Genomic DNA, 13,049 nt, shown 5'->3' with positions numbered 1-13,049 from the left:
CCTATTGATTGATTGCGTAAATTGCGAAATATTTTTAATCGAGAATAAGAAATGGACTTTCCTGACTTTTTTTAGGAATTGTTGGATTCCCAGGAAATGCAGACTATTGACTATTGAGATAGAACTTCATTGTAACAAAGTTAAATGCGTTGTCTTAATGATTTCAAAGAGCATTCATCCTTAAATTGAATGATTAATACCTGTTTCATTTTTAAACAAAAATTAGCATCATATGAAATCAGTTTCTTATGTATTTATTAGGTTGGGGATAGGAATTAGTATGCTAGGTCATGGCTTGGTCAGAATTCCAAAACTCATGGCCTTTAGCGAAGGCATGCTTAATAATTTTAAGGATTCACTTTTACCCAATTTCCTGTTGATTCCATTTAGTTATGCATTGCCATTCATAGAATTTCTTTTGGGTTTATTATTGGTATTGGGCTGGCAAACAAAACCTGCAGCTATCGGAGGTGGTATTTTAATGCTTATATTAATAGGGGGAACTACTCTAATAGAAAATTGGGGAGGTTTGCCTTCTCAAATGATCCATTTATTATTTTTCGTTTTGGTTTATGAGTTTAACAATGCCAATTCCCTGGCATTGGATAGATCACCTGGGATTAAGTAAAAAAACATGATTGCAAAAGAAAACCTATCCGAATATTTGCCCTTTTTTTCAGATTCACGCCTTTTGAATGCCTTGGCAAATGAAGGAAAAATCTTGGAAATAAAAAGAGGAGAAGCGATAATAGAGCCAGGCCAATTTATTAAAATGGTTCCAATTTTATTGAGTGGAAGCATTAAAGTTTTGCGTTTGGATGAAGAAGGAAAGGAGTTGTTGTTGTATTATATTGATCCCGGAGAAACTTGTGCCTTATCCCTAACCTGTTGCTCTTCCCTAAGACCAAGCGAGATCAGAGCAGTAGCAGAGGAAGACAGTATATTGCTCAGTGTTCCTGTAGACAAACATGAAAAATGGACAGAGGAATTCAAGCAGTGGAAAGATTACGTAACAGATTCTTATCGAATAAAATTTCAGGAATTGTTGCAAACACTGGATGCTGTGGCTTTCAAACGTATGGATGAGCGATTGATGCGCTATTTGGTGACTAAAATGAAGCAATTGAAAACCAATGAACTTTCTACCACTCATCAGGAAATCGCCAATGAATTGGGTACCTCCAGAGAGGTAATTTCAAGATTACTCAAACAGTTAGAAAAAAAGAAGTGGATTGAATTGGGTCGAAACGTAATTTACATTAGGGATGATTTTGAAGAGTTGGTTCATAAGCTGAATTGACCAGACAGCAGAGGTCAAATGCCCAGTATTAAGTTTTAAAATTATCATTTATATAATTATTTGGCCATTCATAATTTTTAGCCAATAATCAATCACTTTAAAAACTTAAAAGGATTTTAAATATGCCTTATAGTCATTATATTGGATTTATGAATCGTTTTCTTTTTCTCCTGTTTACTTTATTTTTTTTATTCTCGGACCTAACAGCGCAAGAGTTTAAGTTTAAAAGTCTTCAATCGGATCAAAACCTCTCAAATAGGCATGTTCAAGCCATTATTAAGGATGCCGATGGCTATATGTGGTTCGGGACCTTTAATGGGCTAAATAGGTATGATGGTATTAAAACAAAATTTTATTTGGGTGATGAAAATGATTCAAGTACCATCAACAATAATAATATTTATGATATTTTTGAGGGTATAGAGGGTGATTTATGGGTTAAGGGTATAGATACTATTTTTAACGTTTATAACAAAGACAAAGGTATTTTTTTAGATGATTTTGAAAAATTTAAAAATCGCTATAAACTAAAAAGTATAGGAATTAGTAAAGTGTTTACAGATTCTCAGGGTAGATTCTGGTTTTTACACCCTTATAATGGCCTAACAATATATAATCAGACCAGTGATGAATCCCAGTACCTTATTAGCAATAGTGCAGTAGAAGGTAGTTTGAGTGGTGATAATGTCACAGATATTCAGGAGGACCCATCGGGAAATCTTTGGCTGGTGTATGACAATGGAATCATTGACGTTTTGTCAGGGAATTCCTTTAAAGTTATACATCATTTTTCAATTGACGAGATTGTCAGTAGCACCCAAAAGTATAAATTAAAATTAAAACTTGATAAAGACGGAGATGGCTGGGTTTACTGTCCCGATCATGCTTTCGGCGTTTTTTTAATTGACCATGAGAACTATTCTATTACTACCATCAACGAAGTATCAGATGGTATGCAATTAAACAATTCATTGGTTAAGACTATTTTGCCCCACACCAGTGGACAGGTATGGATAGGCACTGATCATGGTGGGATTAATATTGTCAACAAAAATAAAAATGAAATAAAATATTTACTGAATGAGCCAGACAATCCCAATTCCTTGTCAAATAATGCAATATACGCGCTTTATGAAGACGATCAGGGAATTGTTTGGGTAGGTTCTTTTAAGGGAGGTGTAGAATTATACCACCCTCATTCAAGTAGATTTGCTTTGGTAAGAAGGGAAATCGATCCATCAACGCCCTATCCATGGAACGATGTGAATGCCTTTGAAGAGGCTGCGTCTGGTGAAATTTATATTGGAACCAATGGGGGTGGTCTGTGGAAATATTCTCCAGAAAATGGTGCTTTTTCGATCATAGTAAAGCTGGGTAACTATGTGATACCTGAAAGTATGGTAGTGGTAGACATGTTCACAGACCACAAAGGCGTATTGTGGATTGGGACATATCAGGATGGTTTGTATGCCTTGGACGGTACTACTGTAACCCACTATCAAGCTGATTTGGATAATCCGGATGGATTAAAAGACAGTAATGTTTGGAAAATTTTTGAGGACAGTAAAAACAGATTATGGGTAGGGACGCTCAGAGAGGGATTATTTGAGCTGGATCGAGAAAAAGGGACTTTTTCCCATTACAGGTTAAACGGCAAGGGAATGCCACTAACTGTTGGATACGTTACTGGTATCACAGAAGATGTGAAGGGTAATATATGGGTTGCTGGTAACAATGGAATTAACGTATTTAACCCAGACACAGGATACCTAAAGTATTATTTAGCCGATTCAACTAAATCTTCTTTTGGTTTGAGTACCAATGAGATTACTGATCTTGTCAAAGACAAACAAGGTGTAATTTGGGCCAGTACAAATAAGGGCTTGTGTTATTTTGATGAGCAAACATCTCGGTTTATAGTGTTCAATGAAGCAAGCGGGGTGAAAAACAAGTATTTGGTAGGGTTGATGGTGGATGATTTGGGTAATTTGTGGATAAGCTCACAAGAGGGTGTTATTCATGCAAAAATTGATAGGTCTAAGCCATTATTTTCCGCCGAATTCAGGGTTTTTAATGCTGGTGATGGACTTCAAGGAGATTATTACAATAAAAACGCTTTATTTTTAGCCAAAAATGGCAAGGTATATTTAGGTGGTTCAGATGGGTTTAATTATGTAGATCCTCCCACCTTCCCCTTTTATGAGGATGAATCTTCAATAGTGTTTTCTGAATTTCAGTTGTTCAACCGTCCTGTAGTTGTAAATGAAAAGGTGAATGGTCGCATTTTATTACCAAGCCCATTGAACAAACAAAGGGCAATACAATTGAATCACGATGAAAATATTTTCTCTGTTTCTTTTTCATCCATGAATTACCTGAATCCAGATAAAAGTAGCTTTCTATACAAGCTGGAAGGTTTTAATCAGGATTGGACTAGCCTTTCCAAACCACCCTTCGAGGTTTCATTTACCAATTTAGATCCGGGAAATTATAGGTTATTGGTAAAGGCCTCAAATATTGATGGTATACCAGGTAAAAACATTTCATCTCTTGCAATTGAAGTTTTAGCACCATTTTGGAAAACGACTATAGCTTACGTTATTTATTTTATCACCTTTGTAATAATTTTATTGATTGCCTGGAGATGGTTTGTAGGAAAAGAACGCTTAAGACTAAAAAGGTTAGATGAAATAAAAGAAATTCATAGACTGGCAGAGTTGGATCAAATGAAAAGCAGGTTTTTTAACAATATAGGCATGGAATTTAGAACACCGCTAGCCTTGATCCTTGCTCCAATTGAAAAATTATTGGAAAAAGAAGGGGAAGACTCCTCAAAATTTTATTTGCAAACCATTCAAAAAAACGCCAAAAAACTATTGACCATGGTCAATCAATTAATGGACGTTAAAAATATTGAACAGCAAACCATTAAATTGGTGCTTTCAGAAAGTGATATAATTTCCTTGATTCAAGAGCAGGTGTATACTTTTGGAAGCCTTTCCGCGAATACAAATATAACACTTACCTTTAGTTCTGATGTTAAGAATATAACATGTTCATTTGACATGGACAAAGTTAGAAAAATTATCAGCAACCTGTTATCAAATGCATTTAAATTTACGCCTTCGGGAGGGAAGATCGATGTATCTCTAAAGTTCAAACAAGAAGGCTTAGGTGAAGGCGTTTTAGCTATTATTGTCACAGATTCAGGACTAGGGATTCCAAAACATCTTCACCAACGGATTTTTTCCAAGTTTTATTCATCCCTTTCTAACCAGAATCAAGGGACTGGCATAGGTCTAGCTTTGGTAAGCGAATTCTCAAAGATGCATGGAGGAGGTGTAACTGTTAACAGTGAACCCGGAAAGGGGGCCCAATTCACGGTTACCTTGCCCTTAGTTCTGCGTGATGGTTATCAAGTTAAGGAAAAAATAAATACAGATGTAGAGAGAGGAGAACCGATAGCTACTTTGCCTTCTGGAGAATCTTTCCCAAAACCCAGGCTACTTCTGGTAGAACACAATGCTAAACTCCGGAAATTTATTGAAGATGAACTTAAGGATGACTTTATTATTGATATAGCCTTTGATGGAAAAGCTGCATTGGAAATGGTTCAAAATGAAGTTCCTGATATTATCCTTTCAGAATTGTTAATACCTGAATTGGATGGTGCTACCCTATGTAAATTAATAAAGAACAATAGCAAAACATCACATGTGCCAGTAGTTTTGCTGTCTTCTAAGACCGAAGATGAAGACCAACTACTTGGAATTGTTTCAGGCTGCAATCTTTATCTGGAATTGCCGCTTAATCCTGAACTCCTCCATTCCAGCTTGCAAAAATTACTTGAAGAAAAAAGGAGACTACAAAACCTTTACAAGAGAGTTATTTCTGTTGAAACCAATGAAGCAGAATTAGAATCAATTGATGATAAATTAATACAGAAAGCAGTTTCAATTGTAGAAAATGAATTGGAAAATCCGGATTTTTCTGTTGAAAAGCTTGGCAACGAATTAAGGATGAGTAAAACGCATTTGGATGAAAAGATAAATTCACTAACAGGCCAAAGCCCGCTGGATTTTATTCTATCCATTCGTTTGCAAAAGGCTGCAGATCTTTTGAAAGGGAATGAATATTCTGTTTCTGACGTGGCCTATAAAGTCGGATTTAATAACCCTAAATATTTCTCCAAACACTTTAAAAATAATTTTGGTGTCCTACCTTCCCAATATCAAAAAGACAATAATGAAGCGTAAATTATTATTCCTTGGCCTTTCAATTGTGCTTTTTGTAAGGTGCCAGTCCCCCGAAACAGAGCCATTGACTCCCGTTTTACCCATTCCACAAGAGAGACAACTTGCCTGGCAAGGAATGGAGTTTTATGCCTTTGCCCATTTTAATATGAATACTTTCACCAATATGGAATGGGGCTTGGGTGATGAGGATCCTTCGCTATTTAACCCTACAGATTTCAACCCAAAACAGTGGGCGAAGGTTTGCAAAGCTGCTGGGATGAAAGGGATCATCATTACGGCCAAACACCATGATGGTTTTTGTCTATGGCCCACAGCCACCACGGAGCACTCTGTAAAAAATGCTGCCTGGAAAGATGGTAAAGGCGATATTATCAAAGAAGTGGCAGAAGCATTTAGAGCTGAAGGCCTGAAGTTTGGGGTATACCTTTCTCCTTGGGACAGAAACAATCCAGACTATGGAACGCCTAAATATGTTGAGGTTTTTAGAGCGCAATTAAGAGAGTTGCTTACCAATTATGGGGAGGTTTTTGAGGTTTGGTTTGATGGGGCCAATGGTGGTTCAGGATATTATGGTGGGGCCAATGAAGAACGGAGGGTGGATAAAAAAAGTTACTATGACTGGCCTACAACATTTGCTATGATTCGTGAACTTCAGCCTAATGCGGTGATTTTTGGGGATGCGGGTCCTGATGTAAGATGGGTAGGCAATGAGCATGGTTTCGCCTATGAGTCTACCTGGTCCAATCTTTTGAGAGATTCCATTTATGGAGGAATGCCGGAATATTCAAAAAAATATTCTCGGGGTCAAGAAAATGGCACCCATTGGGTACCTGCAGAAGCAGACGTATCTATTCGACCAGGTTGGTATTATCACCCTTATGAAGACCATAAAGTGAAATCCCTTCCGCAGTTATTGGAGATTTACTATAACAGTATCGGACGAAATAGCTCTTTATTACTTAATTTCCCTGTAGACAAAACAGGGCAAATTAATGAAAATGACGTGACACAACTGATGAAATTGGTTGATAAGGTGAAGGAGGATTTTAGCCAGAAAATACCATTGAAAAGCAGTAACCTTTCCGCTTCATCTGAAAATGGTAAGTATGCTGTAGAAAATATATTAAGTTCAGAAATGGAATCTTCCTGGAGCCCTGCTTCGGGTGAAGTAGCAGCTACTGTTACCATTGATTTCGATGAGGTCCAGTCCTTCAATCGGTTTTTGGTTCAGGAAAATATTTCCTTAGGACAAAGAGTGAAGTCATTTGAACTTGAAATACAAAATGATAATGGAGAATGGAAAAGTATAGCCAAAGAGACGACCATTGGCTATAAAAGAATCCTAAGACTTCCTGATACGAAAGCAACAGCTGTAAGATTCACCATTCATGATGCCAAAGACAGTCCGGTAATAAGTCATTTGGCCTTTTATGATGCCCCTAAATTGTTATTGCCACCAGAAGTGGATAGAGATAAAAATGGGACCGTAAAATTAAACGTTGTTGAAGAGGGATTAGAGGTGTATTACAGCCTGGATGGAAAAGATCCCGCGCAGTCAGGCAAGGTTTATAGCCAAGGGTTTGAGGTATTGCACCCAACTAAGTTAATGGCAGTGACCAAAGATCCAATTTCAAGCAAATTCAGTGAGGTAATTGAAGTTAATCTACAATTGGCTAAAAAGAATTGGACGGTAGTGGATGGAGGGGAGAATGCAGGGAATCTTATAGATGAAGATCCATCCACCAATTATATAAGTAATCAAAACATAGCAACCATTGACCTGGGAGAAAAACAGGAAGTTTCAGGTTTTACCTATTTCCCTATGCAAAACAGGTACCTATCGGGACTGATCAAGACCTATGCGTTTTACACCAGTTTGGATGGGAAAAGCTGGCAAAAAGCTGCAGAGGGCGAGTTCGGCAATATTGCCAATAGCCCAATTGAGCAAAGAGTTGAATTTGATCCAAGGTCAGCAAGGTTTATCCAGTTAAAAGCAAAAAGCACTACAGATGGACAGCCCGCTAGTTTTGCTGAAATAGGTGTGTTGTTAACTGAATAAAACAAAAAAGTAGCGCAATAGAATAAAATAGGCCAAAATGATTGCATAAGGGGTGAAAGGCAGAATGTTGGAGTGGTTTTTGTCTTTTGGTTAGAAAATAAATTTATAACCAAAAAACCACTGATACTATGTTAACCTGGGTAATTACATTTCTAGTAGTAGCTTTAATAGCTGCCGTTTTAGGTTTTGGAGGACTTGCCTCCGGATTAGCCTCTATTGCTAAAATAATATTTTATATATTCATCGTTTTGCTGGTGATAAGTCTTGTTGCTGGGGGAGTGAATGGATTTTAAATAAATAACCCACCCGATGGTAAAGATCGGGTGGGTTTCCTTTTTCTACGCATTAGCAATTTCCTAATTGCGATACACCTACAAAGGTTTTGCCTGCTATTTTTTTCTATAACACAGATTCTTCGAAAAGTTTTTGCAAGGTTTTCTTCAAGTTTTTGCTTAATCCAGGGTGAGGCCTGGAAGTTTGGATTATAGAACTTCTCACGGCGGTCAGCCACCTGAAGCGTGAAGCCAGGTCCATTGTTGCAATTTGTCCTCCATTAGATTTTCCATCACAAATTTTTTCGAAAGAACTCAAGTTCAATTGGATCATTTCAATGTCAGCATCTGGATCTAAAGCCAGGATCTTTTCCCTGGAAAGGTGAATTTTTACTCCTAAAAAGCCACTTTTGTGATCACACAAAATGACGCCGACATTTATAAATTCTTCGCGTTCCACCCTTGGTACTACGCGCAAGACCGCATATTCATATAAGTGATTTTCTTGCATCGTCTGCTTCTTTGGTGAATTGATCCGCATAAGACAATCTTAGCTTTAGAAAATCGGCATAGACTGTTCGCAGTTCCTCAGCATTTTCCCCATCTCTTCCTGCCAACAACCAATCATCGGGTATCAGCGAAACAATTGCGTTAATCTTATCCTCACTTAAAATTGAAGTGAATTCATCATTGACCTCAGTCAAGCTTTCAGCTTGCTGGAGTAGCACATGGTTAGCGATGATTGGGAATGATTTGGTCGCATTTTCTTTCCACCTCGTCCAGCCATGTTGAAATAAAAATGCTGCGCCATGGTCAATGAGCCAAAGTTCTCTATTCCACATTAGCATATTTGTGTTTCTAAAGGTCCTGTCCACATTGGTGATGAACATGTCTAACCAAACGATTTTAGAGGCAAGAAGTGGGTCTACCTTTGCTACCAAAGGGTCGAAGTTTATGGATCCAGATAGGAAATGCAAAGCCAGGTTTAAGCCTTGACTTCCTTTCAATAAATCCTGGATTTCTTCGTCTCCTTCAGATCTGCCAAAGGCAGGATCAAGATTGGCAAAGACAAGCTCCGGTACTTTAAGGCCAAGTAATCGGGCAATTTCTCCCCCAAGGAGTTCTGCAATCAGCGCTTTTTCACGTTGGCCTGCTCCCCGGAATTTTAATACGTAATTAAAGCCATCGTCTGCAGCGGCAAGGGCAGGAAGTGATCCTCCTTCCCTTAATGGTTGCATGTACCTGGTCACATTTACTGTACGCAATTGTGGTAATTGTTCCATAAATTTTTAAATATGGGTTTGTATGGAAATAGTACAAACCCTTCATACCTGCAATTTGGGGCTAATTAATGAACTAAACCTGAAATAGAGAACAGAATTTATAATAAGGAGTCAAAATTCCCAAATCCAAAAGCATTATTTTCTTCTTTATTAAAACAAGAAGACACTGGCACCGCCAAATCATTTTATTTTTTCGTAGTTTCACTTTTAATGTATTTCCCAAATTGGGTATTTGTACGACAGCCCAAGAGCTGCCTGATTAAAGAAATAATAACTGTAGAAACTTTGCTGGAAATTTAGCCTTTGGTGCTACTACTTTCCGATACCCATGACATTTATGAATATTTCCGATTTTTTAAAGGCATTGGTGCCTTTTACGAATGATGAGTTAAATGACATCCTCAAACACTTTAAAAAAGAAGCTGTCCCTAAGAATCAAGTGCTTGTACGCCAAGGGGAGGTTTCTAAAACCTTGTACTTTATAGAAAGTGGACTGGGTAGAAGCTATTACCTCAATCAGGCGGGAAAGGAAATCACCCAATGGTTTTTTGGTAGTGGGAAGTTCATGGCCAGTGCGGATAGCTTTTTCCAACAATGTCCCAGTTTGTATTTTATTGAAGTTTTAGAAGATGCCGTGATATACAGTATCACAAAAGAAAAGCTGGATGAATTGTTCGACACCTATCCAAAAATGGAAAAGCTAGGGAGGTTGGTTACCACGGAAATGCTTGCCAAAGTAGTGAATAAACTAAATGCCATTCAATTTCAGACAGCCAAAGAACGGTATGAATACATGCTTGCTGAGTTTCCAGACATTTCTTATCAAGTTTCTTTGGGCCATATCGCTTCCTATTTAGGCATGACGCAAGAAACATTGAGCCGTATCAGGAAAAGCAATTCAAGTAAATAGGGAGAAACCAATTCAGATAAGACTTTTTCAAACTCAGGGTTCATTTGATTGGGCAATGGATTTAAGCTGAGCATTTATCCTGTTCTATTTGAGCAAACACTTGAGTTTTTATTTTGCAATAGCCCTTTTATTAAGCAATTTCCTCTAATTCTTTAAAGCTTTATTTAATCATTATAGAAGTGATTTTTTCTATATCAGCAGCATTGAAGGGCTTATTATTATAACCATATGTGCAGTTCTTGGTTCAGTGAATCTTCATTAAATGATTGTGAAGTTCAATCAATTCCAAAGAATCCGGAAGGGGTGAGATTATTGTAGACAGGGGTGTGAGCCCCTGTTGAAAATTATTAGAACAATACGATTTTGGCGGTATTGTTGCTTTTTTTTCTGCAACAATGCTGACAAAATCTCTACCGAACTTAGTCAAGCCCTATTGCTTTTTACTGGTTTCTTTGAATCAGATTTTAAAAGTTTTGATTTCGGATTTATAGGAGAAATTCTTGAATGACACCAATTCTTTAAAAATACCCCTCATTTCACTTTTTGATATAGGTCAAAAGAAAATCGCCGTTACATCAGGATCTTTGTATTGTAATTATAAAACTATTTACAATGAAACGATACAAAAGAGCATTAGCGATACTAATGATTGTGCTTGCTACGGCGATGCCGTCGGTAACTAAAGCACAGCAAATAGATCCAATACTAAAAGGCTTGATCAATAAAGGGCTTAATAAAAGCCATAGCCTTAATAGTAAACGCATGGATGCTGAACAGGCCAAAGTTGACCAGCAATTGGCGAAATCGGTGTTCTTGCCCAAAATTACTTTAAACGGGAGTTATACCCATTTGAACGATGACATCACTTTTGATGACAATACGAAAACCCTGTTAACGGAGACCCAAAAACTTGTAATCAAAGACGCTGTTGGATTACCTTTTAACTCGACCTTCCCCAATACCATTCCCTTGCAAGAGGTTCCGGTTTTGCAAAACCAAAATATTCTGAGGTCATCGGTAGATGTAGATTGGGTACTGTTTAGCGGGCTGGAAGCAAGCAATGCCCTTCAAGCAAGCAAACACAAGGAAGCCTCTTTGAATTACGTAGGGATGGCAGAGGAAGATAAAATTGCCTTACAAATCATAGAAGCCTATGATAAACTTGCCTTGGTAAAAGCATCAAAGAAGGTGCTTACTACTTCAGAAAACTACTTGAATGAGCAGGCGACCTATGTCAGTAAGGCCATTGAAAATGGTCTGGCGACACCCATCAGTCGAAATAAAATTGAACTGGCAAGGCAACAATTGGAAGCCAAAAAACTTGAATTTGAGCACAACAATATCCTCTTGATAGAAGTGCTTCATCAGCTTACTGGAGAAAGTAGAACGGATTTAAAAATACTCCATCCGCAATTGCATTCTTTTTCTGTAGATGCTGATTCCAATGGGGAGAAACGAAATGAAATTAAAGCCTTGGAAGAGGCCGAAAAGGCGACACAATACCAGGCCAAAATGCTGAAGAGCAATTTCATTCCTAAAGTTGCCTTGAAAGGTCACTATGAGTTTATAGAAGAGAATTTATCGCTGCTAGATCCAAAATGGTATGTAGGGGTTGGACTTAAATGGAATGTTTTTGATGGCAACCAATCGCGATTAAAAAGAAGAAAAGTTCAACTAGAGACTGCTAAGTATAGAGAACAGATTGAAGAGGCCAATGAAATGATTGATTTGGGAATATCCAAAGCTGAAATAAGCTATGAATCGGCCTTATTGAACAGTAAAATTGTTCAAAAGGAAATTGAATTGGCCAATGAAAACTATGAGATGGTCAATACCCAATACAAAAACAACCTGGCCTCGATCAATGATGTGTTGGATGCTTTAAATGATGTTGAGAAAGCCAATTTCAAGCTGCAGGAATCCTATTTTAAAGAACGCAGAGCTGTAGCAGACCTGCTTCATGCCAAAGGAATACTTAATTACTAACCCATCAAAAATAAAAAAATGAATACTTATAAAAATATACTACTAGGCTGTTTCGCACTACTCGCATTGAATTCATGCCAGCAAGAACAGATCACCCCCAATAGAGGTAAAGTGAAATTTGAAACCATTTCAGTAAGTAGCAAACTTGCAGGAAGAATTGATAAAATATTCGTAGAAGAAGGACAAAAAGTAAAGAAAGGAGACACCTTAGCCACGATTAATATCCCGGAAGTACATGCCAAAATGCTTCAAGCTGATGGAGCCATAATGGCAGCTCAAGGGCAATTCAACATGGCTTTTAATGGTGCTACTGCAGAACAATTGAGCCAGATAGATGGCCAATTAAATGCTGGTAAAGCGCAATTGAATTTTGCCCAAGAATCCTATAATCGCCTTGAAGCCATGTACAAGGATTCATTGGTAACCCAACAACAATTTGATGAGATTAAGATGAAGCTGGACATGGCGAAAGCACAGGTAGCTGCTCTGGAGGCCAAACGGGATGAAGTGAAAAAAGGAGCGAGGGAAGAGCAGATTGAGCAAGCAAAAGGACAGTTGGATAGGGCAAAGGGAGCAAGAGAAGAAGTTGCTACCGCTTCCCTGGAGCAGTTTGTTATTGCTCCGGCGGACATGTCGGTAGAAACCATTAGCCTTGATGAAGGGGAGTTGCTTACTCCAGGTTTTTCCTTGTTCAATGGTTACAAAACCAACAGCATCTATTTCAGGTTTACCATCCCAGAATCTAAGATTTATGATTTTGAAGTAGGGCAGGAACTAACCTTAGTCAATCCATATACCGAAGAAGAGACAGAAGGCAGGATTGTAGCCATCAAGCAACTTGCACAATATGCAGACATTACGAGCACAGCACCCTTGTACGAGTTGTCTGAATCAATTTATGAATTAAAAGTAGTACCCATCTCAACTATTCAGGGGCAAAAGTTTTATATCAACGCCACCTTACTTATTAAATAGATAAAAAT

The 13,049-nt window shown here is 37.9% G+C and carries 10 protein-coding genes; 8 read left to right on the top strand and 2 right to left on the bottom strand.

Going from position 1 to position 13,049, the window contains the following annotated elements:
• Positions 1-232: 232 nt before the first annotated feature.
• The 5 genes from AC0L7T_RS19120 (at position 233) to AC0L7T_RS19100 (ending at position 7,908) form a co-directional block, all read left to right on the top strand.
• Entirely contained in the window at positions 233-628 is a 396-nt protein-coding gene (locus AC0L7T_RS19120) for a DoxX family membrane protein (protein WP_473337603.1), read from the top strand.
• Between the two features lie 6 nt (positions 629-634).
• Positions 635-1,300, top strand: coding sequence for a Crp/Fnr family transcriptional regulator (locus AC0L7T_RS19115; RefSeq protein WP_473337601.1), 666 nt, complete (start codon positions 635-637; stop codon positions 1,298-1,300).
• 122 nt (positions 1,301-1,422) lie between these two features.
• Entirely contained in the window at positions 1,423-5,556 is a 4,134-nt protein-coding gene (locus tag AC0L7T_RS19110; protein WP_473337600.1) for a hybrid sensor histidine kinase/response regulator transcription factor, read from the top strand.
• Complete coding sequence (locus tag AC0L7T_RS19105; RefSeq protein WP_473337598.1) at positions 5,546-7,615, top strand: alpha-L-fucosidase; 2,070 nt, start codon at positions 5,546-5,548, stop codon at positions 7,613-7,615. Before AC0L7T_RS19110 ends, AC0L7T_RS19105 begins: the two co-directional genes overlap by 11 nt.
• Positions 7,616-7,743: 128 nt before the next feature.
• Entirely contained in the window at positions 7,744-7,908 is a 165-nt protein-coding gene (locus tag AC0L7T_RS19100) for a DUF1328 domain-containing protein (RefSeq protein ID WP_020892876.1), read from the top strand.
• Positions 7,909-8,014: 106 nt separating this feature from the next.
• On the opposite strand, the gene AC0L7T_RS19095 is transcribed toward AC0L7T_RS19100, so the two are convergent.
• Together AC0L7T_RS19095 and AC0L7T_RS19090 are read right to left on the bottom strand one after the other, a co-directional pair.
• Positions 8,015-8,398, bottom strand: coding sequence for a DUF3037 domain-containing protein (locus tag AC0L7T_RS19095; RefSeq protein WP_473337596.1), 384 nt, complete (start codon positions 8,396-8,398; stop codon positions 8,015-8,017).
• A complete protein-coding gene (locus tag AC0L7T_RS19090; RefSeq protein WP_473337595.1) occupies positions 8,376-9,170 on the bottom strand; it encodes a HipA family kinase in 795 nt (264 codons plus the stop codon). The genes AC0L7T_RS19095 and AC0L7T_RS19090 overlap by 23 nt, the downstream gene beginning before the upstream one ends.
• Before the next feature lie 337 nt (positions 9,171-9,507).
• Here AC0L7T_RS19090 and AC0L7T_RS19085 point away from each other — a divergent pair, with 337 nt between their 5' ends.
• From AC0L7T_RS19085 to AC0L7T_RS19075, 3 genes are all read left to right on the top strand, one after another.
• Positions 9,508-10,080, top strand: coding sequence for a Crp/Fnr family transcriptional regulator (locus AC0L7T_RS19085; protein WP_473337593.1), 573 nt, complete (start codon positions 9,508-9,510; stop codon positions 10,078-10,080).
• A 612-nt stretch (positions 10,081-10,692) separates the two neighbouring features.
• Positions 10,693-12,066 (top strand): TolC family protein, encoded by a 1,374-nt coding sequence (locus tag AC0L7T_RS19080; protein ID WP_473337592.1) that lies wholly within the window; start codon positions 10,693-10,695, stop codon positions 12,064-12,066.
• Positions 12,067-12,084: 18 nt separating this feature from the next.
• On the top strand, positions 12,085-13,041 hold the full coding sequence (locus tag AC0L7T_RS19075; protein WP_473337591.1) for an HlyD family secretion protein: 957 nt from the start codon (positions 12,085-12,087) through the stop codon (positions 13,039-13,041).
• Positions 13,042-13,049 lie beyond the last annotated feature (8 nt).

The organism is Cyclobacterium sp. 10D3-21 (genome assembly GCF_055809755.1).
Note: the sequence above shows the minus strand (reverse complement) of the source record. Positions and strands in the feature narration are given on the sequence as shown.